The organism is Ruegeria sp. F11, assembly GCF_056533855.1.
Map to the genome: position 1 here is coordinate 248,036 of NZ_JBQFOW010000004.1, position 19,631 is coordinate 267,666.

At 59.1% G+C, this 19,631-nt stretch carries 20 protein-coding genes; 9 read left to right on the plus strand and 11 right to left on the minus strand.

The annotated features are described in order from the left end of the window. Nucleotides 1–5 precede the first annotated feature (5 nt). Both ACR0NJ_RS07340 and ACR0NJ_RS07345 read left to right on the plus strand, forming a co-directional pair. On the plus strand, nucleotides 6–320 hold the full coding sequence (locus ACR0NJ_RS07340; protein ID WP_480816475.1) for a phospholipase D-like domain-containing protein: 315 nt from the start codon (nucleotides 6–8) through the stop codon (nucleotides 318–320). Between the two features lie 303 nt (nucleotides 321–623). Further along, nucleotides 624–830 carry a hypothetical protein gene (locus tag ACR0NJ_RS07345; protein ID WP_480816476.1) on the plus strand — a complete coding sequence of 69 codons (207 nt, stop codon included), beginning with the start codon at nucleotides 624–626 and terminating at the stop codon, nucleotides 828–830. A gap of 224 nt (nucleotides 831–1,054) precedes the next feature. On the opposite strand, the gene arcC is transcribed toward ACR0NJ_RS07345, so the two are convergent. From arcC to ACR0NJ_RS07380, 7 genes are all read right to left on the minus strand, one after another. After that, on the minus strand, nucleotides 1,055–1,984 hold the full coding sequence (gene arcC, locus ACR0NJ_RS07350; RefSeq protein ID WP_480816477.1) for a carbamate kinase: 930 nt from the start codon (nucleotides 1,982–1,984) through the stop codon (nucleotides 1,055–1,057). A gap of 4 nt (nucleotides 1,985–1,988) precedes the next feature. Next, a complete protein-coding gene (gene argF, locus ACR0NJ_RS07355; protein WP_480816478.1) occupies nucleotides 1,989–2,990 on the minus strand; it encodes an ornithine carbamoyltransferase in 1,002 nt (333 codons plus the stop codon). Between the two features lie 30 nt (nucleotides 2,991–3,020). Further along, nucleotides 3,021–4,247: an arginine deiminase gene (locus ACR0NJ_RS07360; RefSeq protein WP_480816479.1), complete on the minus strand. Its 1,227-nt coding sequence runs from the start codon at nucleotides 4,245–4,247 to the stop codon at nucleotides 3,021–3,023. Nucleotides 4,248–4,250: 3 nt separating this feature from the next. After that, complete coding sequence (locus ACR0NJ_RS07365; protein ID WP_480816480.1) at nucleotides 4,251–5,603, minus strand: amino acid permease; 1,353 nt, start codon at nucleotides 5,601–5,603, stop codon at nucleotides 4,251–4,253. A 4-nt stretch (nucleotides 5,604–5,607) separates the two neighbouring features. Continuing rightward, nucleotides 5,608–7,014: a YfcC family protein gene (locus tag ACR0NJ_RS07370; RefSeq protein WP_480816481.1), complete on the minus strand. Its 1,407-nt coding sequence runs from the start codon at nucleotides 7,012–7,014 to the stop codon at nucleotides 5,608–5,610. Nucleotides 7,015–7,636: 622 nt separating this feature from the next. Beyond that, complete coding sequence (locus ACR0NJ_RS07375; protein WP_480816482.1) at nucleotides 7,637–9,148, minus strand: M81 family metallopeptidase; 1,512 nt, start codon at nucleotides 9,146–9,148, stop codon at nucleotides 7,637–7,639. 42 nt (nucleotides 9,149–9,190) lie between these two features. Beyond that, nucleotides 9,191–9,889: a GntR family transcriptional regulator gene (locus tag ACR0NJ_RS07380; RefSeq protein WP_480816483.1), complete on the minus strand. Its 699-nt coding sequence runs from the start codon at nucleotides 9,887–9,889 to the stop codon at nucleotides 9,191–9,193. A 119-nt stretch (nucleotides 9,890–10,008) separates the two neighbouring features. Here ACR0NJ_RS07380 and ACR0NJ_RS07385 point away from each other — a divergent pair, with 119 nt between their 5' ends. The 7 genes from ACR0NJ_RS07385 to ACR0NJ_RS07415 all read left to right on the plus strand — a co-directional run bounded on the left by ACR0NJ_RS07385 (nucleotide 10,009) and on the right by ACR0NJ_RS07415 (nucleotide 16,400). Beyond that, nucleotides 10,009–10,701 carry an RraA family protein gene (locus ACR0NJ_RS07385; RefSeq protein ID WP_480816484.1) on the plus strand — a complete coding sequence of 231 codons (693 nt, stop codon included), beginning with the start codon at nucleotides 10,009–10,011 and terminating at the stop codon, nucleotides 10,699–10,701. Then, nucleotides 10,698–11,525, plus strand: a complete 828-nt coding sequence (locus tag ACR0NJ_RS07390) for a creatininase family protein (RefSeq protein WP_480816485.1) — start codon at nucleotides 10,698–10,700, stop codon at nucleotides 11,523–11,525. Before ACR0NJ_RS07385 ends, ACR0NJ_RS07390 begins: the two co-directional genes overlap by 4 nt. Beyond that, entirely contained in the window at nucleotides 11,501–12,484 is a 984-nt protein-coding gene (locus tag ACR0NJ_RS07395) for a tripartite tricarboxylate transporter substrate binding protein (RefSeq protein WP_480816486.1), read from the plus strand. The genes ACR0NJ_RS07390 and ACR0NJ_RS07395 overlap by 25 nt, the downstream gene beginning before the upstream one ends. Nucleotides 12,485–12,550: 66 nt before the next feature. Continuing rightward, nucleotides 12,551–13,078 carry a hypothetical protein gene (locus ACR0NJ_RS07400; protein WP_480816487.1) on the plus strand — a complete coding sequence of 176 codons (528 nt, stop codon included), beginning with the start codon at nucleotides 12,551–12,553 and terminating at the stop codon, nucleotides 13,076–13,078. Between the two features lie 34 nt (nucleotides 13,079–13,112). Next, the gene (locus ACR0NJ_RS07405) at nucleotides 13,113–14,639 is read left to right on the plus strand and encodes a tripartite tricarboxylate transporter permease (protein ID WP_480816488.1); all 1,527 of its coding nucleotides are present in this window, start codon (nucleotides 13,113–13,115) and stop codon (nucleotides 14,637–14,639) included. Between the two features lie 73 nt (nucleotides 14,640–14,712). After that, the gene (locus tag ACR0NJ_RS07410) at nucleotides 14,713–15,894 is read left to right on the plus strand and encodes a M20 aminoacylase family protein (RefSeq protein ID WP_480816489.1); all 1,182 of its coding nucleotides are present in this window, start codon (nucleotides 14,713–14,715) and stop codon (nucleotides 15,892–15,894) included. After that, nucleotides 15,840–16,400 carry a hypothetical protein gene (locus tag ACR0NJ_RS07415; protein WP_480816490.1) on the plus strand — a complete coding sequence of 187 codons (561 nt, stop codon included), beginning with the start codon at nucleotides 15,840–15,842 and terminating at the stop codon, nucleotides 16,398–16,400. The genes ACR0NJ_RS07410 and ACR0NJ_RS07415 overlap by 55 nt, the downstream gene beginning before the upstream one ends. Nucleotides 16,401–16,575: 175 nt before the next feature. Here ACR0NJ_RS07415 and ACR0NJ_RS07420 read toward each other — a convergent pair whose 3' ends face one another. The 4 genes from ACR0NJ_RS07420 to ACR0NJ_RS07435 are packed head-to-tail and all read right to left on the minus strand — an operon-like array spanning nucleotide 16,576 to nucleotide 19,622. Continuing rightward, entirely contained in the window at nucleotides 16,576–17,556 is a 981-nt protein-coding gene (locus ACR0NJ_RS07420) for a zinc-dependent alcohol dehydrogenase (RefSeq protein ID WP_480816491.1), read from the minus strand. A gap of 48 nt (nucleotides 17,557–17,604) precedes the next feature. Continuing rightward, on the minus strand, nucleotides 17,605–18,426 hold the full coding sequence (locus tag ACR0NJ_RS07425) for a RibD family protein (protein WP_480816492.1): 822 nt from the start codon (nucleotides 18,424–18,426) through the stop codon (nucleotides 17,605–17,607). Next, entirely contained in the window at nucleotides 18,413–19,243 is an 831-nt protein-coding gene (locus ACR0NJ_RS07430; RefSeq protein ID WP_480816493.1) for a class I SAM-dependent methyltransferase, read from the minus strand. Before ACR0NJ_RS07430 ends, ACR0NJ_RS07425 begins: the two co-directional genes overlap by 14 nt. Further along, nucleotides 19,227–19,622: a 6-pyruvoyl trahydropterin synthase family protein gene (locus ACR0NJ_RS07435; RefSeq protein WP_480816494.1), complete on the minus strand. Its 396-nt coding sequence runs from the start codon at nucleotides 19,620–19,622 to the stop codon at nucleotides 19,227–19,229. The genes ACR0NJ_RS07430 and ACR0NJ_RS07435 overlap by 17 nt, the downstream gene beginning before the upstream one ends. Nucleotides 19,623–19,631 lie beyond the last annotated feature (9 nt).

Genomic DNA, 19,631 nt, shown 5'->3' on the forward strand with positions numbered 1-19,631 from the left:
CGGGCTTGCATAAAAAGGCATATACCATCGACAACCGATACCTGTTTGTCGGGTCGTTCAACTGGAACCCCCGGTCGGTCAACATCAACACCGAAATGGGCGTGCTCGTTGACTCTGGCGATTTGACAACCCGAGCCATGGTCGTACTTTATGAAGCTTTGAAGGAAAAAACCTATTCGGTCCAGTATGGTGAGGATGATCGTGTCACCCAGAGATCGCGCTGCGCGGATAGTGCAATCCTGCTGTATCGACATGGACCGACCGCCAGTATCTTCGATCACATCAAGGCAGAGATTTTGGCCAATCGGCCCATTGGCTAGCAACTTGAGGTCAGGGGGAGACGCTGCGGAATTGGTGTTAGAGGTTTGTTGATGGATTTCTTTGTTGATGGGCTGAACGGTATTCTCTGGAAGTGTGTCCTTGTTTGCGGTCTGTTGGGGGTGGGTCTTTTTTCACAATCTGGCTGGGTGCCCCGTAGTTCCTGCACTTTGGCGGGATCAAAGCCATTGCCCGTGTCGCCGGGATTCTGGTGCCATTTGGAGAGTTCAAAGATGCTTAAACGTGTCCTTCTGATATCAACGCTCAGTCTCGTTGCGGCTTGTGCAAGCAAATCGGATCAGGCTGTGACTACCCTGTCATGGGAGCAGGCCGTGGATCTGATCAACAGCGGCGATGTGGTCTCGGCCATACAAGCCCACAGCCGTCTGGTGACGCTCAGTTTGCGGGACGGCTCGGTTGAGACGGCGATGGAACCTGAACTTGACGATTTATTCGACGTGATCCGCGAATGCGGCAGCCCCTGTGATAGTATCGCCCTGGCATCGGAGTAGCGTTTTACAGCGCTTTGGGTCGTGCACGAAGTTCTGTCGGAAACAGTGCCCCCATCAATCAAGTCGACAACACTTCCGGCATTGCTTGCCCGCATTTGATCCGGGTTAGCCGGGCCTTTGGGAAATCGGGCCCGTAAGCACCACTGAACCGCAATTCCGCCGCCTGACTACAGGCACAAAAAACCCCGGCTGGAATGCAGCCGGGGTTGCTTTCAAAGGTTCCCTCAGTGGAACTCGATCTCGGTGCAGTCGGTCGAGATCGTGGTGCCTTTGGTGCCTGCGACGATGCCTTCCAGATCGGCCAGCGCGCCGATGGCGGCGGCTTTGCCAGTGGCTTTTGCAAACTGGCAGGCGGCCTCGACCTTGGGACCCATCGAGCCTGCGGCAAAGTCGTATTGCTCGATCATCTCGGGCGAGGCTTTGCGGATCGCGCGCTGGTTCGGGGTGCCCCAATCCAGATAGACCGCGTCAGCGTCGGTGGCGGCCACGAACAGGTCAGCATCGACCTCACGGGCCAGCAACTCGGTCGCCAGGTCCTTGTCGATCACGGCTTCGACCCCGTGCAATGCGCCATCCGTACCGTACGAGGTCGGAATGCCGCCGCCGCCTGCACAGATGACCACGGTGTTCTTCTCGACCAGCCACTTGATGGGCCGGATCTGGAAGATCCGCTTGGGCATCGGCGAGGCCACAACCCGGCGCCACTTGTCGCCGTCGGCCTTGATGATCCAGCCTTTTTCGGCGGCCAGACGCTCGGCTTCTTCCTTTTCGTAGACCGGACCGATGAATTTGGTCGGGTCGGAAAAAGCCGGGTCTTCAGCATCGACCTCGATCATGGTCAGGATCGTGGCCAGCGGCGTTTCGGGCGGCAGCAGGTTTCCCAGCTCCTGCTCGATCATGTAGCCGATCATGCCTTCGGTTTCAGCGCCCAGAACGTCCAGAGGATACACCTCATCGGGGTTATACGCATTGCCCTGCAGGGCCAGCAAGCCGACCTGAGGACCGTTGCCGTGGGTCACGACCAGTTCATGATCCACAGCGATTTTCGACAACGCTTCTGCAGCAACAGCGGTGTTTTCCCGCTGGTTTTCCGCGGTCAGAGCCTGACCGCGGCGCAACAGGGCGTTGCCACCAAGAGCGGTGACAACACGCATTTACTTAGCTCCCCAATGTGGCGACAAGAACCGCCTTGATGGTGTGCATCCGGTTTTCCGCCTGTTCGAACTGAACGCCGGCGGGGCTTTCGAAAACTTCCTCGGTGACTTCCATTTCCGAGATGCCAAACTGTTCGGCGATCTCTTTGCCGACCTTGGTTTCGGTGTTGTGGAAGGCGGGCAGGCAGTGCATGAACTTGACGTTGGGGTTGTTGGCCGCAGCCATCAGTTCCGCGTTCACCTGATAGGGGCTCAGCTGCTTGATGCGGCTTTCCCAGACCTCGGCGGCCTCGCCCATCGACACCCAAACGTCGGTGTGGATGAAGTCGACACCGTCCACAGCGGCTTTGGGGTCTTCGGTGATGGTCAGCTTGCCACCGTAACGTTTGGCCAGCTCTTCCGCCGGGCCGCGGAACTCGTCAGCGGGCCACAGCTCTTTCGGGGCGGCGATGCGCACGTCCATGCCCATCAGGCAGCCTGCGATCATCAGCGAGTGGCCCATGTTCGAGCGCGCGTCGCCCACATAGGCATACTTGATGTCGTGCAGCGGCTTTTCGCCGTATTCCTGCATTGTCAGCAGGTCGGCCAGCATCTGGGTCGGGTGGAACTCGTCTGTCAGACCGTTATAGACCGGCACACCGGCATAGTCGGACAGGGTCTGCACCAGCTCTTGACCGAAGCCGCGATATTCGATGGCGTCGAACATGCGGCCCAGAACGCGGGCGGTGTCCTTCATGCTTTCCTTGTGACCGATCTGCGAGCCTTGCGGGCCCAGATAGGTGACACCGGCGCCCTGGTCCATGGCCGCCACTTCGAAGGCGCACATGGTACGGGTCGAGGTTTTTTCAAAGATCAGGCAGATGTTCTTGCCCTGCAGGTGCTGGATTTCCGAACCGGCGTATTTGGCCCGTTTGAGGTCGCGCGACAGGTCCAGCAGGTAGCGGATTTCGCGTTGTTCGAAGTCGAGCAGTTTGAGGAAGCTACGTCCTTTGAGATTGAAAGCCATTGTGATGTTTCCTTATGTGTGAGTGTGGGTTCAGTCGAGCGGATCGCGCGAGATGGGGCAGGTCATGCAGTGACCGCCGCCGCGCCCGCGGCCCAGTTCCGAACCCGAGATGGTGATGACTTCGATCCCTGCCTTACGCAGCAGGGTGTTGGTATAGGTGTTGCGGTCGTAGGCCACGACGACGCCCGGCTCCAGCGCCACGACGTTGTTGCCGTCATCCCACTGCTCGCGTTCTTGGTTGAAGCTGTCACCGCCGGTCTGGACGATGTGGAACTTCTTGATACCGGCCGCGTCGGCGGCGACGTCAAACAGGTGGCCGCTTTCCTTGCGGAAATCGATAGATCCTTCTTTGTTGCCGGGACGCAGGCTGTAGCATTCAACCTCGTCGCAGACTTCGACAAAGGCGGTTGCGATGTCGCGGTCGCACTGGCTGAACACGGTGTCCAGGTGCATCGCGGCGCGGGTCTTGGGCATCTGGCAGGCCACGACGCGTTCTGCCGCGCCTTTGGCGAACAGGGCCTTGGCAACCTGACCGACCGCTTGCGGTGTGGTGCGTTCGCCCATACCGATCAGGACCGATTTGTTGCCCCAGGGCATGACATCGCCGCCTTCGACGGTGGCCGGGCCATGGTCGGTGTCGGGATCGCCCCACCAGATCTCGAAATCGGCATCCTTGAAATCGGGATGGAATTTGTAGATCGCGGTCACCAGCAGCGTTTCAGGCTTGCGGGCGGGCCAGTACATCGGGTTCAGCGTGACGCCGCCGTAAATCCAGCAGCTGTTGTCACGGGTGAACTGGGTGTTGGGCAGCGGCGGAATGATAAAGCCGTGCTGTCCAAGGTAGTTGCCGAACATGCCGCTGGGCGAGAAAGGCAGGTCTTCGACGGCGATACCGCCGATCAGGAAGGTGGCCAGCGCAGCGGCGGGAAGCTCGTCCAGCCACGAGCGCAGATCGGCCAGCATGCCAACGCCAACCTGGTCGTTGGTGATGCGGCGGTCCAGAATCCACTTACGGGCTTCGGGATCGCGGACAGTTGTTTTCAGCAGGCTCTGGAATTCAAGCACCTCGATTCCGCGTTCTTCCATTTTCATGCGGAAATCGGCGTGATCGGTGCGAGCCTTGTGGACCCAAAGGACGTCATCATAGAGAAGCTCGGAAGCGTTCCCCGGCGTCAATCGCGAATGGGCAAGACCAGGCTCGCAGACCAGAACTTTTCGGAGTTTTCCGACTTCGGAATAAGCACCAAATCCGTTCATTTTTCAGTTCCTTTTAAGGTTGTTTGAGATGTCAGAACACCGTTGCCAAACGTAGATCGGCAGGCCTGCCGTAAGCAGCAGGAACCCCCAGAACACGACCTCTGCGCCGGTTCCGTAGATGGCCCAGAGCGAGTAGAAGAACCCGATGGTAGCCAGTGCTATGACTTTGAAAGACTGCGTCTTTTCAATTTTCCGACCTGTCATCGCGTTGATCATCAGTTCTGCCAACGAGCAGACAAGGTAGGGAAACAGGGTTGAAAGCGTGGCCAGCAGGATGATGAACTCAAACTGCTCGGACAGGCTTTCGGTGTAGTTCATCAGGATCAGACCGCTGGCCATAAGGCTGGACACGATCAGTCCGAATGCAGGGGTGCCAGTGCGCGACAGTTGCGCGAACCGGCGCGGGAACAGCCCGTCGCGGGCAGCCCCCAGGGGAACCTGACCCGAGATCATGGTGAACCCGTTCAGTGTTCCGAATGTAGAGACACAGGCACCAAGCGCGATAAAGCCAGCGCCCGTCAGTCCCCACATGCTTTCGGCGACCAGGGCCAGCGGCGCGTTGCTGCCAGCCAGATCGGACGCGGGCAGAACACCCAGCGCCACGATGGTCACGCCGATATAGACCGCCGCCGCGATGCAGGTCCCAAGAATGGTTGCCCGCGGGATGGTTTTTTCCGGCTCGGCCACCTCGCCCGCAGGCACGGTGGCGGATTCCAGTCCGATAAAGGCCCACAATGTCAGGGCGGCACAGGCCGCGATGGCAGAAATAGAGCCTTGGCCACTGGTGTTGACCGGAGTGAAATTCGCACTGTCGATATAAGCGATGCCCAACACGATAAGTGCAACTATAGGCAGGAGTTTCATCAGTGTTGTGACAAGTTGAATCAGACCTGCCTCTTGCACACCACGGATGTTCATCCATGTCAGCAGCCATATGGCGCCGAGCGATGTGGCCAGACCGGCCAGATGACTCTCGCCGATGGCCGGAACCATAAAGCTCAGGTAGCTGGCAAAGGCGACGGCGACCGCCGCATTGCCCGACCACAGAGCAATCCAGTAGCCCCAGGCGATCAGGAACCCGGCGAAATCGCCGAAGCCTTCTCGTGCATATGCATAGGGGCCACCGGTTTTCGGGCTGAGCACAGCGAGCCGCCCGAAGATCAGGGCCAGCGTGACCGCGCCGATGGCGGTCACGATCCAGCCCACGAGTGAGATGGGACCGAACTCTGCCAGTGCCGAAGGCAGCAGAAAGATGCCGGACCCGATCATGTTGCCGACAACGAGTGCCGTGCACATCCACAAGCCGAGGGACGGCTGGCGGGCATTCATGCCATTGGAGGTGACAGCGGCACTCATCGGATCACACCATTGCTGCGGCGCTGAGGCCGATGACGATGATGACGGTCACGATAATCAACAGCGGCCAGACGAACTTGAGCCAGCGCTGATAGGGCACGCGACCCAGGGCCAGACCACCCATGACAACGGCCGAGGTCGGAGTCACAAGGTTCACCAGACCCGAAGCGGACTGATAGGCGGTGACGACCAGGTCACGACCGACGTTCGAGAAGTCCGCCAGCGGTGCCATGATCGGCATGGTCAGAACAGCCAGACCCGAAGAGGACGGCACGAGGAATGACAGCACGGCCTGCAGACCGAACATGGTGTTGATGAAGGCCACCTTGCCAAGACCGTTCACTGCGCCTTCGGCCCAGTAAAGAACGGTGTCGGTCATGTTGCCTGCGTCCATCACCACGACGATACCGCGGGCGATACCGATCACCAGTGCCACGCCCAAAAGGTCGCGCGCACCGTCGACGAAGGTCGAGGTGAACTCTTCCTCGCCCATCCAGTCGATGACGCCGACCACCAGCGAGGCCGCGATGAACAGAGCCGACATCTCGGCCATCCACCAGCCACCAACAGAAACACCCCAGATCATGACGCCAAAGCTGGCGGCAAAGATCGTCAGGATGATTTTCTGCTTGCCGGTGAATTCAACCGGACCATCGGCATCTTTGCCGCCGGTCAGGAAGTGCGCCTCGTTCGATTCTCGTCGGTCTGCTACGATCGACAGGTCTGGATTGGTGCGAACACGTTCCGCATATCGCATCACGTAGACCACGCAGGCCAGCCAGCCGACGATCAGGATGGCAAAGCGCAGCAGGATACCGCTGGTGAACGGCACTTCGGCAGCGTTCGATGCGATAACGGTGGCGAAGGGGTTGATTGTGGACCCCAATGTCCCAATACCCGCGCCCAGCATGATTATGGCGACCCCGGTCAGCGCGTCATAGCGTGCCGCGATCATCACCGGAATGACAAGCGCATAGAAGGCCAGCGATTCTTCGGCCATACCGTAGATGGTGCCGCCTGCGGCGAACATCGCCATCAGGATCGGGATCATCCACTTTTCGCGGCCTTTCATCTTGGCCATGGCGCTGGCGATACCTGCGTCAATCGCACCGGTTTTGGTGACGACACCCAGGAAACCGCCGATGACCAGCACGAACAGTGCGATGTCGATGGCACCCGCTTCGTAGCTGGCTGGATTGTAGAACCCGGCGATCGGCGCCATCAGAACGTCATAGACACCCTGAGGTGTAGATTCGACCACCGAATATGTGCCCGGAACCGGAACATCCCGGCCCAGATCTTCATTCAGAACTCTGTCGTACTGTCCTGCCGGAACAATCCAGGTGGCCAGCGCGACCACGGCGATCAGGGCAAACAGAATAGTGTATGCGCTAGGGAATTTGAGCTTCATGTCGAGCCCCCCTCTAAGAGATTAGCGATTTTTTGAGAGATGCTAAGCTGCGACTCATATCGGCCGCAGCGTTGGCAGGTCGCCGCCCTGATAGGCCCGGAGGAAAAACGATTCTTTGAGATAAATCAAATTCTGCAAAACTCCGGCACGTCAGCCTGAAAATTTTCGAAACCCTGTAAGCACTTTGATTTACGTCAAAAAATAAATTCGCATTTTTGCTCAATATTTTAGGATCCAACGATTTGGACCGTAACGTCAGCGCCGGGTGAGAGAGGTGCTGGCAGGTAAGACGGCTGTGCTACAGGCCGCAGAATCATGAGCAAAACAGTGAAAGGCGGGCTTGTGACGCAGCCTTTGGCAGCGAAGATTACCAGTTCATCTAGTGGCGGATCAGGTCCATGTTTGGTCCTAGGCACCCGTTTGAATTGTACCTGATCTGGTCTGCATCGAATTGATCAACGTGATCCGGAAAACTCGGTTCACGCACCGGCCGCAGCCCGTTCGAGCAATTTGTCCAACTTGCGGTCAAGGCCCACACATAATTCTGCTTTCAAAGGGATCAGCAACGGAACCAACAGCCGAAGAGGTTAAACCGAGGCTTGTCCAACGAGCCAGCGCGCCTTTATCGAACGCCTTCCACGACCCCCTCAGTGTCGGCTGACCAGTTCACACCTGTATCAATGGGGTGAATTGGACGAGGTGTTTTTTTGAAATCTATTCGCGACAATTCGGGAGAGGTCAGGCCCGGACCGTCGATTTCGACAACGCGGTCAGGTGGGAAAAACTCGTCGAACCCCGCTCTGAAATGGCCGCGGGATTTGACTACGATTGTGTTGAAGTCCGCGATGTCCAATCCAAATCGCTCTATGAAGGCAGGCTCGCATAGCTGGCGACGAATGCTGGAAACGATGATCAAAACGCCCTCGCACCTCAGAAGCGCACATTGGCCAAGGTCTTGCTGGCCGCCCGCGTAAAGGCCGCGTCGGCAAATTACCGGGCCATCGGCCAATTTAACGACCTCGACGTCGGCTGCGTGACGCTCGGACTGGGAGTCGATTTCAGAGCGGTTGAATTCAGCCCGAAAGATTGCGCCCTCGCCAAGTTGAGCCGCTTCTGCGGCGAGTTCGGGATCAAAAAGCATTCCGACCAAGGCGTTCTCGACGCCTGCTTCGAGCATGGCTTGCAGAATGGCCAGCGTGTTGCCACGCCCGCCGCCGCCCGGATTGTCCGCGACGTCCGCATAAATGCGAGAGGTGCTTGAGTCCGACATATACCTGACGGCATCCGGTATCGAGGTGAGGTCAATCCGAAATTCACCTCGTGCATCCCAAAATGCTTTTGCAATGGTGCGTGCCGTTTTAAGCGCCGATGTGGAGTTGTCTGCCGTGACAGTCACGTTCACGCCAGCTTTCGAGGAATCGCCGACAGAAAAGCCAGCGCACAGCGAAACGTTCCAGATCGGACCGGTCGCTTGCGCTACGGCGAAATTCATCAACCGACCGTATGGTCCGCCAGTCGTATCCAGAGTGGTTGAGGGCGGAATGAACGGCAAGCGGACCAATGCGCGTCCTGTCTGCTCTCCGTTCAGAAGGCGTTTCATCGCGGCAGCGGCTTCCTGTCCCCGTTCAAACTGGTCCACATGCGGATTGGTTCGATATGCGGCAATAAAATCCGCGCCAGCAATCATGGCCGGGCTGACATGGGCATGTAAGTCCAACGTGACCACAAGTGGAGTTTCCGGCCCTACCATGCTACGGATCAGGGAAATCAGGGTCCCATCCGGGTCTTCGTCATTGGTTGCGATGCAGGCCCCATGCGCATCCAGATAGACGCCATCCACATCCGCCGGAAGCCGATCCCGAACCTCTTGCAAAAGGTCGTCGAAGAACGGGCCATCCATCATGCCGCCCGCACCCGCAAAGGCCGCAAACACCGGGACGGGTTCGAAATTGCCAAAGCTCTCTCTGAACCCTCTTGTGCCTGCCGAGGCCAGTTCCGGTTTTTCTTTCAGGTCCCGGGCAAAGTCTTCGCCGATGGCCAGGCGTTGGGCGGCAAAATCCGCGCGCGCCGTTATTGGGGCAGCGCGATTGCTTTCCAGGTGGAAATGGATCAGGGCAATCCGTGGCAGAGTCATGTTTTCGGTTTCACTATATGTGGTGGTCGCTCTGGTTACTGGCTAGCGACGCTCCAGTGCGATAAGCAGATCGGTCCGGGATCTCGACCGGTGTTTCTTCAGTGCTGCCGCCGCTTCTTCGGCGCGGCGTTCCATCGCCAAACCCATGATCAGCGCGTGTTCTTCATCAACCAACTGGACGTAATCGGGTTCGAAGATCCTCTTGGGCAGCAGAATCCGGCGGTATCGTTCGGAATGCAGGCTGAGGGTGCGGATAAAGAACTGATGCCATTCCGAGGTATGTGCGCCGATCAGGGCCAGATGGAATTCCCGGTGGAAATACTCCCGTTCGATCAGCGAGGTTCCTTCCCGCGCGCGCTCGCGTTCCAGCCTGTGAAACGCCAGAACCATGCGTTCTTCCCACTCGGTATCCCCATGCTGGATCGCCTTGATAAAAGCCTGCGATTCCAGCTGGTCCCTTAAATCGAGCACTTCGACCAGATCCTCGGATGACAGATCGCGGACGCTGAAACCCGTCATGCCTTTGGTTTGCACAAAGCGCTCACCCGCAAGCCGGTTCAGGACTTCGCGGCATGATCCGGTCGAGCCGCCATACTCGGATGTCAGCTCGCGCACCTTCAGCTTTTGCCCCGGTTCCAGCTTGCCTGACCGGATGTCCTCGAGAATCGAATCGTAGATTCGGTTCGTTATGGGCTCTTTGGCGGTCGAGGCCGCCGAGGTGGGCAAAATTTCCGTGCGCATTCTTCATGTTTAACATGCGATCGGGCATCAGAAAATAGTCGAATTTGAAATTATTGACCGATAATTGCACGTCTGCTACAAATCTGCTAATCATCGAAATAATAGAAATGTTCGAACATATGACTGGACACTACGACATAGCCCCCATGCCGGACCAGATCGACGGCGAAATCTTGTCGATGCTGTCGGGTGTTTCGGTCGCAACGGTCGGTCATCTGACCTGGACCGGCTTTGTGGATCATCACCGCATCACCCCGCGCCAGTCCGAGAAGCGCATCATGGGAACAGCCGTAACGCTGCGGCTGCCCACGCCGGATTCCACTCTGCTCCACTATGCGTCGGGACGGGTGCGCCCTGGCGACATCGTCGTGATTGATAGGGCAGGGGATACCCGTCTGGCCTGTCTTGGCGGCAATGTTGCTTTTGGGTTGGTGCAGGCGGGTGCGATCGGTGCCATTGTCGATGGCCCGATCTGCGATCCTGACGAAATCCGCGAACATGGTTTTCCGGTCTGGTCCCACGGTGTTTCGCCTATCACCACGCGTCGGACCGGCCCGGCTGGCAGCCTGAACCTGCCCGTCAACTGCGGCGGCGTTGTGGTTCATGCGGGCGATCTGATCATGGCCGACGAGAGCGGCGTGATCTGCATCCCTCGCGCTCAAGCCGCAGAGCTCGCCAATGCAGCGGCGGCGAAAGAGAACACCAGCACCCAGCGCCGGGCGGAGATGAAGGCCGGGGCCACCTTGGGTGCTTTGTCCGGTGCCGATGATCTGGTCGCGCAATACGCCGTGACCGTGGAGACAGCGCAATGACCCAGCTTGCCGCAACCACCATCCTGAACGCCCGCGCGGCCGTTGCCGCCGACACGCCCTTTCTGATCCCGGTGGGATCGACCGAACCGCACGGGTGCTATACGCCCATGGGGGATTACCGGTTGGTCGATGTGGTTGCGAAACGTCTGGCCGAGGCGACAGGTTGCATCGCCGTGCCGACGCTGCCCTTTGGCCATGCCACCTATTTTCAGAATGCCCCCGCAGGCATCGCCCTGTCGGCCGAGACATTTGCGGCCGTATTTTCGGAAATCGTTGAGGGCCTCATTCGGGACGGCGTTCGGAATATCCTTGTCCTGAACGGGCATGGCGGCAATGCCGGGATCATCGCCAATCAGCTTCGGTTGGCGCGTGCCAAGCACGGCATCATCATTCCTTCGGTCAATGTCTGGGGCAAGTTCGACGACGATGTGTGGAACCGCGCACAGCCCGAGTTCGGCATTCGCGCCAAAGGCCACGGGACCGAGCCGATGGGCTCGCTCAGCCGCTATCTGTTCCCCGATGACTGCCCCCCGCAGCAGGACGTGTATCGTGAGGGCAAGGGCGAAATGAACGGAATCCCCCTTGTCTCGATGCATCAGGGCAAGTTCGAGGATCTGGACATAAACCTACCCGTTTATGCCGAGGACATCAGCGAAGACGCAAAAATCAACGGCGAAAACGTGCCGTTCCGTGCCGAGGCAGGCAAGATCTTCTTCGACGACATCCTGCAGAAGCTGACCCGCTTTGTGGATGCTTACTTCAACCTCAAATCTGCGCATACCAATCAAGGGAGAACACCATGTACAGAACACTTAAAAGCGTAGCCGCAAGCGCGACGATCGCGCTGGCCGCGATGGCCGGTGCGGCAACCGCAGCCGACAACTTTCCGAACGGGCCGGTCACAATCGTTGTGGGCGCGAAACCCGGTGGCGGGCTTGACACATTGTCCCGCATCTTCGCGCCGGCTTTGACCGAAGCGCTGGACGACCAGCCCATCGTCGTGGCGAACCGTCCGGGTGCAGGTCAGCTGATTGGCCTGAAATACACCAAGCCTGCAAAGGCTGACGGCCAGACGGTCGTGATGATCTCGGGCTCGGCCATGATCGCGACGATGGTCAAGGAAACCGGCGTCGACGTTCTGAACGACTTCAAACCGGTGGCGCATGTCGCCGTGGCAAACCTGGCCGTTGTTGCGCCCAAGGCGCGCAACCTGAACTCGGTTGCCGATCTGAAACAAGCCATTCTGGACGCGGATGCGGCAGGCGAACAGCTTCGCTGGGCCCATACCGGTAAGGGCTCGATCACCGACGTGGCAATGACAAGCTGGCTGCTGGCCAACGGTCTGCAGGACAAGGTGCAGGACGTGCCCTTTGCGGGCGGTGCCCCGGCCCGTGCTGCGATCATCGGCGATCAGGTGGCCTTTGGCGTGGTTGGCACGCACCACTATCTGGCCAACCTCGACACCATGAGCGCCATCGGCGTCATGGCCGAAGAACGTGATGGTCTGGCCCCCGACATGAAGTCTTTTGCCGAACAGAACACCGAGTTCGTCGCCATGCCCGCGCCCTACATCGTGCTGGCCCCCAAAGACACGCCGGACGAGGTTGTTGCCGAACTGACGGCGGCGTTCAAATTCGCCATCGACGACCCTGCGACGCAGGAAAAAGTCAAGAACGCGAACCTGAATGTCGTGTTCATGGATGGTGCTGAAACCCACGAGCACATGAAAGTCCTCATGGATGCATGGCGTCCGACGACCGACTCGGTCGCAGGCTCGCTGTAAGAGCATCTTGATCAGGACCAGAGGCGGTGCGCTGCCTCTGGTCAACGGAATGAGGGAGAGAGAGAGATGCCTAAGTGGCTTGACGGCGAGATCCTGTTCGGGATCTTCATGATCGTTGTTTTTCTGGCGGGCGCGTATGATCTGCTGTCCGTTGGTGGCTTGGCCGGGATTGCGCAGGACAGCGGAGTTGCCTTTGCATTGGCCATCATCGTCCTGTCGGTCATCTTGCTGGCCGTGGTTATCCTGTCGCCCGCAGCACGTGCCAGTCTGGAAGAGCGCGAGGACCCGGATGCCTATTTTCCGTTCATGACACGGCGCGGCGTTCTGATTGGGCTGGTGGGCTGTGCCTATCCGATCCTGTTCTGGGCTGCCGAATACATCATCGCCACCACCATCGTGGGCTTTGTCGCGGTCAGCCTGTTTACCGGAGCGTTCGGTCGCAAGCAGGCAACGATCGCGGTGTGTTTCACCCTGATTTCCTACCTTCTGTTCTTCTTTGTGCTGGGCATCACCGAAGGCGACGGCGCGCTGATTTCGACCGGGTTGAACGACAAGGTGCCCACATGGCGCCGCGACTTCTTTGCCGCGTTCTGAACGCATCCGAAGACCGATCAAAAGGACCTAGAATATGTCTCCATTCCTGGAAGGTATGTCGGCGTTCATCACCAGCCCCAGCGCAGTGATTGTTGCCATCATCGGCTCGGTTGCGGGTATTCTCGTCGGTGCCGTGCCCGGCCTCAGCGGTACCACGGCTGTTGCTCTGCTTCTGCCCTTTTCGTTCTATCTGGATCCGCTGATCGCGTTGATCCTGATGTACACGATCTCAAAATCATCGGATTTCGGCGGCTCGATCCCCGGAATTCTGTTCAACACTCCCGGGACCCCTTCCGCGGCGGCAACCATGATCGAAGGTCATCCGCTGGCGCGGAAGGGTTACCCGGTAAAGGCGCTGCGTGCGGCCACGGCGGCCTCGGCCACGGGCGATTTCTTCTCGGAATGTCTGCTGATCTTCGGTGCGGCCTATCTTGCCGTTTACGCCGTGAAAATCGGCCCGCCCGAGCTGGTGACGATCTATATTCTGGCCTTTGTGGTGATCTCGTCGATCATCGGTGAATCGATGATCAAAGGCATCATCAGCACCTTGTTCGGCATCACTCTGGCCTTGGTCGGGTTCGACCCGATCTCGGGCAACCTGCGCATGACCTTTGATCAGCTGCCGCTGATGGATGGCCTGCCGCTGGTTCCGGCGCTGATCGGTATCTTTGTGGTCGGCGAAGTGTTCCACCGCTTTGACGTTCGGGATTTCGGCGCGACCTCGCACAAAGACCAAGAGAACCAGAAAAACGAAGTCAGCAAACCCGACGACACGTTCGGCCTTGCGGATTATCTGCGGGTTCTGCCGACGATCGTGCGGTCGATGTTCATCGGGGCCTCGGTCGGCATGTTCCCCGGCATCGGAGCCTCGGTTGCGTCGTTCCTGTCCTTCGGCGAGGCGCGACGTCAGGCCAAGCCCGATGATGAATGGGGCGATGGCGAGGTCAAAGGCGTCGCAGCATCCGAGGCGGCCAACAACGCAACCTCGGGCGCGAACCTGATCCCGCTGCTGACGCTTGGGATCCCCGGTTCAACGCAGGCAGCACTGCTGGCGGGTGCGATGCTGATCCACGGCATCACAGTGGGCCCGCAGGTGTTCACCGAAGACGCCAATCTGATCTATGCGCTGTTCAGTGCCGGTCTGTTCTGCATCATCGCCTATTTCGTCGTGGGCTTCTGGTTCAGCCCGATGATCGGACGGATCATTCTGGCGGTGCCTGCGCGGATCACTTATTCGCTGATCCTGATGATCTCGGTCTCGTCGGCTTATGTGCTTCAATCGTCCTTGTTCGACGTTTGGATCATGGTCCTGTTTGGCGTACTTGGCTATCTGTTCCGGCGCTACAACTACAACATCCCCGCCTTCATGATCGCCCTGCTTCTGGGCGGCGGTATGGAGCGCGCCGTGCGCCAGACCATGCTGCTGGACAACGATGGCCTCTGGATCATCTTCCAGCGCCCGATTTCGCTGACGATCCTGATCCTGACGGTGATCATGATCATCATGCGGATCAGAAAAGCCCGGATGAACAAGGCGCTTGCCGCCATTCAGGACGATTGATCCCAAACACGGGTCTCTGCCCTCTGCCAGACGCAGGCAGAGGGCGGGGCCTTTTCAATGCATGAGGTCTCTTATGGCTATTCCTTCTGAAATCGCCGCCTTTGCCGGTGAAATGACCAGCTGGCGCCGACATCTCCATGCCCACCCCGAGCTGGGGTATCAGGAGTTCGAGACCTCGGATTTCGTCGCCCGGCACCTGACGGAATGGGGCATCCCGTTCGAGCGCCTGACCGAGACCGGCATTGTCGCATCCCTGCGCGTAGGCGACGGCAACCGCGCGGTGGCCTTGCGGGCTGATATGGACGCGCTGCCGATGGAAGATCAAGGCGACGCGCCGTGGGCCTCGACCGTGCCGGGGGTCATGCATGGCTGCGGCCATGACGGGCATACCGCAACGCTGTTGGGTGCGATGAAATACCTGTCGCAGACGCGCCGGTTCTCGGGCACGGTTCATGCGATCTTTCAACCCGCCGAGGAAGGGCTGGCCGGGGCCAAAAGCCTGCTTGAGGCGGGCCTCTTCGAAAAGTTCCCTGCCGACATGGTGTTTGGCCAGCACAACGACCCACTATTGCCCGAAGGTGTGATGAGTGTGGTCAAAGGCCCGACAATGGCCGCGTCCGACCGGTTTTCGATCACGGTCACGGGCAAGGGTGGTCACGCCGCGCGCCCGCATCACACTGTTGATCCCCTGATCGCCGGGGCGCAGGTTGCTTTGTCTCTGCAGACGATCCTCTCGCGCCGCATCGATCCGTTGGAGAACGGCGTGATCTCGGTCACGCAGTTTCATGCAGGCACCACAGGCAATGTGATCCCCGAGGTGGCTGAACTGCAAGGCACCGCCCGCAGTCTGACGCCCGAGGTTCAGGACGAGCTTGAAAGGCTGATTTCCGAGGTTGCCCGCAACGCGGCGGCAACGATGGGGGCCGAGGTCGCCGTCGATTACCGACGCGGCTATCCGCCTGTGATCAACGCGGACGCGCCGACTGATTTCGGCATGGATGCCGCGATTGCCGTTGTTGGCGGCGAGAATGTGATGCTGAAGCGGCCACCGGCAATGGGGGGTGAGGATTTCGCCTTTTTGGCACAAGCGCGCCCCGGTTGCTTTGCCCGGATCGGCACCACCAAACCCGGAGAGCAGGCCGTGCCGCTGCACAATCCGCGTTACGATTTCAACGATGATGTCCTGCCCGTCGGCGCGGCGTGGTTTGCCGAGGTCGTCGAGACCGTGCTGGCCCCGACCAGCATGCCCAACTGATATGGGCACTGTTCTGGAACGCTTCGCGGATTGGTGTATCTTTTCCCAATCGACAGAACGTCAGCGCGCACTTACGGCCGCTGCAATCAATAGAACCGCATCCCGAATGCGAAATGCAAGCCGGGTTTTCCATGTTCTATTGCATCGCGCGTGCCGTGCGGGCGGGCCGGTTGTACGTCGCGGATTATACCCCTGAAGGGATCGAGGTCTATGCGGACGAACCTCTGCTGGGCCAGATCAAGATGGCTCACTACACAGTCGAGGAAGAAGCGTTCGAAGACTTTCTGCCGCGTATCCTGACCGCGGCACTCGTGGACGGATCGTTAGTCGAGCGGGTTACGCGCAATCCAAAGGGCAACATCACCAAGCCATTCTTGGAGACGCAGAAACGTGAAAAATTCCTCGACTGTATGGGTGGACACTCAAGCGCAGAGGGTCTTTACGAACAGTTGCAACACTTGGTTGCGCTGAGGTCTCTGGGCGTCTTCATCCCATTGTTTTGGTGAAGTCGCTGGGCCTGAGCCCATCATCAGGTGCGCAGCAGATTTCGGACGGTGCTTCAAAGCAAGCCTGCGTGAATATCGCGTGGGATTGCAGAGTTACCTGCCAACGAAGAGGCCACGCATTTCCTCTCCCGTCCAGCCTAAAAGTACTAAGCAGCGGTCAGTTCCGACAGAACCGTTACGTGCCGGAGTACCTTATCCGGTGGCAAAGGGTGGATGGGTCATCCAGTATTGCCCCGTAGTTTTGCGGCAAATCGTCAAACACTGTTTCACCTAAAATAAGCGCGTCCAGAGCCGGGTCTTTCAATAAGGCGATAGCCTTGCTCAATCGCCTGCGGTGATCCCAGCGTGCGGCCATATGCGCGGGGATGCGCCCCACCTGACTGCTGACGATCCGCAATCTTTCCTGATGAAACTGGGCACCCAACGGCACGTTGCTTATACGATTTCCGTACCAACTGGCTTCTACGATTGTCGCCTCGGTCCCTGCGGCGGCTATGGCGGTTGCCAGCCCTTCAGAAGTCGCGGAAGCATGGATCACAACATCCGAGTTCCGAGGTGCCGCGTCCGGGGTCGCAAAGTTATAGCCAAATTGCTGCGCAAGCAGGGCCTTGTCGGGGTTGATATCCACGATGCAGACCTCGGTTCCCGGGATCTTTGCGCAGAGATACCCGGTCAAAGCCCCCACAACTCCGCCGCCGACAATGGTGACCCTGCTTCCAGCAGACACGCCCGCATCCCAAACAATGTTCAACGCTGTTTCCATATTGGCCGCCAAAATGGCGCGGGCGGGCGGGATGTCGGGGCTGACCGTGACAGCTGAGTGCGAAGGTACGCTGAACTGAGTTTGATGAGGATGCAGAACAAAAACGACCTCACCCGCCCGTGGACCGGATTGCACGGTTCCAACCGCTGCATAGCCGTATTTGATCGGGAATGCGAAGCTGCCCTCCTGAAACGGTGCGCGCATGGTGTCAAAAACGCTCGGCGGAACCTGCCCCCGGTACACCAGACGTTCCGTGCCCCGGCTGATGCCTGAGTACAGTGTTTTGACCAGTATGTGGTCCGGCTGTTCTGTTACAGCCACGTCCCGGAATTCAGCGATTTCAGCTTGAGTGATCCAAAAAGCTCTGGCGGTTGGGTTTGTATCGGCTGTCATTGTCCAGATTTGGTTTGGCGGGTGTCAGGGTCCGTAGGCAAAGGAACGTCAGGGCGCATGGGCTGCTGTGCGACATGGAAGAGGATACGACATTTCTTGCACAAGTGCAGGTTCAAGCGTGCAGTCAAACAGCACATCCGTGCCAAGACCATAGGCATCCGTTTTGGGGCGCAGCGCTTGCGCCAGACTTGCGACCGGCGACGTGGTCAACCCTTGTGGGCCAGCGCCGATCAACAACGGCGCAACCGCGACGTGCAGCCGGGTCAGAAAGCCGGCCTGGAGGAATTGCGCAATCGTTATCCCGCCACCTTCGACCAGAATCCGGTTCAACCCGCGTTGACGCAATGCTTCAAGAATCTGTTCAGGTGAAATCCAGCGGGTTCGCGGCAGCTTGATCACCTCGATATGGTCCGGGCGTGGCACATCCACGGATTGGATGACGATGCAGCGTGCGGTGTGGTCCTGCATCAGGCCAAGGTCGGTGGGCATGCGCCCGTTTGGGTCAATGATCACGCGAACCGGGTTTTGCCCCTTTACCATGCGGACCGTCAGGCGCGGATTGTCATGAAGCGCTGTTTTCACGCCAATCACAACCGCATCGGACAACGCGCGTAGCCGATGCAGGTGCAAAAGGCCGTCACGCCCCGAGATATCTTTGGCGTCCCCCGAAACAGTCGCAATGCGTCCGTCCAAAGACTGCCCGATCTGCGCTACCACCTGGCCTGATCCTTGCGGCTGCGCCAATGCACCATAAAGCGCGATGGCCCGCTTTTCGCCCTCGGTCCAGTCCGGTCCGCACAAACAGCCCTGACCCGCCCGCACGGCGAGAATGCGGTCCCAAACCCTGGCGGTTACGTCAACGTCGTGCATCGGGGCCTCCGGGTTCTGCTGCGCTTTGACGGGTCTTTCGCTTCGGGATTGCCAAGTGGTCGGAATGGCCAATTATCCCCTCGGTGTCAGAGACGGCGTTTTGCCTGTCCCGGCACCATCCCGGCGCTTGCATGGCACCTGCTTCGTGCGCGGCGCGCCCAATTCCGGTCAACAGCATGTGGTGGAGGGCTGTTTCTTCCACCCCGAGCCGCCACGGGCTGTCGGCTGAAATGACATCGCAGCCCCTTTCCTGGCACAGTTGGGTAAATTTTGAACCCGCGTCCGGGCCGAGAGCCGGGCCCATGCCTTTGTCTTTCTTCTGATGTCGGTTGAACGCCTGGGTAATGGCATCGTCGCGCAGGTCGCTGGGGGACCAACGCATGATGCCGTTATAGTTGAGGGCGGTGTAAATCGGTATCCCTGCGCTGAACGCCTGTGTCATCAGCGCGTCGACCCAGTCTTCCGGCATAAGGTCGAACAGGGCCGATGCTGTAATCAGCCCCACCCCGTCAAGGGGCAGATCGCCAGCATGGCGCAGGTCGCCCAGAACACACTCTGCCTTGGGATGGCGGGCATTGGCGATGCCCAGCAGGGCCGGATCATTGTCAAAGAACCGCCAGTGCAAATCCGGGAACCCGGCGGCCGCAAAGGCCCGCGCAGTTGAACCGGTGCCGCTACCCAGATCAAGGATCGTCATCCCGCCATCTACGCAGGCGGCGGCCTGCGCCAACAATCCCGGCGCGCGCGCTGCGTGATCGACCGGTTCCCGCAGGCTCAGCCAATCCGGTTGGAAAAGGGTCTCAGATGTCTGCTTCATACCATCCACGTGCCACATGGCTTTCGTGCAGTTGGACCCGGATTCGCCGGACACGGCCATTGTCACCAAGCCCGCTGGTTTTGGCGACAGTTCTGAGCTGATCCCAGATGTGGTGGCACAGGAATTCCGTCGTGGTGATTTTCCCCTTGAACGCAGGCACGTCGTCCAGATTGGCGTAGCGCAGGGGGGCCAGGGTCTGTGCCAGGGCTTCGGTGGCCAGACCGATATCAACGACCAACCCGTTTTCATCCAGATCTTCGGTGTAAAAGGCCGCATCCACAACAAATGTGGCCCCGTGAACCCCCTGGGCAGGGCCAAAAACGGGTGAGGGCAGGGAATGTGCGATCATCACGTGGTCGCGGACTTCGACGGCAAACATAAGCGTTCC

Coding starts and splice junctions, on each gene's coding strand:
- arcC (WP_480816477.1), bottom strand. CDS start 1,984: ATGCGTGTTGTCACCGCTCTTGGTGGCAACGCCCTGTTGCGCCGCGGT.
- argF (WP_480816478.1), bottom strand. CDS start 2,990: ATGGCTTTCAATCTCAAAGGACGTAGCTTCCTCAAACTGCTCGACTTC.
- ACR0NJ_RS07360 (WP_480816479.1), bottom strand. CDS start 4,247: ATGAACGGATTTGGTGCTTATTCCGAAGTCGGAAAACTCCGAAAAGTT.
- ACR0NJ_RS07365 (WP_480816480.1), bottom strand. CDS start 5,603: ATGAGTGCCGCTGTCACCTCCAATGGCATGAATGCCCGCCAGCCGTCC.
- ACR0NJ_RS07370 (WP_480816481.1), bottom strand. CDS start 7,014: ATGAAGCTCAAATTCCCTAGCGCATACACTATTCTGTTTGCCCTGATC.
- ACR0NJ_RS07375 (WP_480816482.1), bottom strand. CDS start 9,148: ATGACTCTGCCACGGATTGCCCTGATCCATTTCCACCTGGAAAGCAAT.
- ACR0NJ_RS07380 (WP_480816483.1), bottom strand. CDS start 9,889: ATGCGCACGGAAATTTTGCCCACCTCGGCGGCCTCGACCGCCAAAGAG.
- ACR0NJ_RS07385 (WP_480816484.1), top strand. CDS start 10,009: ATGACTGGACACTACGACATAGCCCCCATGCCGGACCAGATCGACGGC.
- ACR0NJ_RS07390 (WP_480816485.1), top strand. CDS start 10,698: ATGACCCAGCTTGCCGCAACCACCATCCTGAACGCCCGCGCGGCCGTT.
- ACR0NJ_RS07395 (WP_480816486.1), top strand. CDS start 11,501: ATGTACAGAACACTTAAAAGCGTAGCCGCAAGCGCGACGATCGCGCTG.
- ACR0NJ_RS07400 (WP_480816487.1), top strand. CDS start 12,551: ATGCCTAAGTGGCTTGACGGCGAGATCCTGTTCGGGATCTTCATGATC.
- ACR0NJ_RS07405 (WP_480816488.1), top strand. CDS start 13,113: ATGTCTCCATTCCTGGAAGGTATGTCGGCGTTCATCACCAGCCCCAGC.
- ACR0NJ_RS07410 (WP_480816489.1), top strand. CDS start 14,713: ATGGCTATTCCTTCTGAAATCGCCGCCTTTGCCGGTGAAATGACCAGC.
- ACR0NJ_RS07420 (WP_480816491.1), bottom strand. CDS start 17,556: ATGACAGCCGATACAAACCCAACCGCCAGAGCTTTTTGGATCACTCAA.
- ACR0NJ_RS07425 (WP_480816492.1), bottom strand. CDS start 18,426: ATGCACGACGTTGACGTAACCGCCAGGGTTTGGGACCGCATTCTCGCC.
- ACR0NJ_RS07430 (WP_480816493.1), bottom strand. CDS start 19,243: ATGAAGCAGACATCTGAGACCCTTTTCCAACCGGATTGGCTGAGCCTG.
- ACR0NJ_RS07435 (WP_480816494.1), bottom strand. CDS start 19,622: ATGTTTGCCGTCGAAGTCCGCGACCACGTGATGATCGCACATTCCCTG.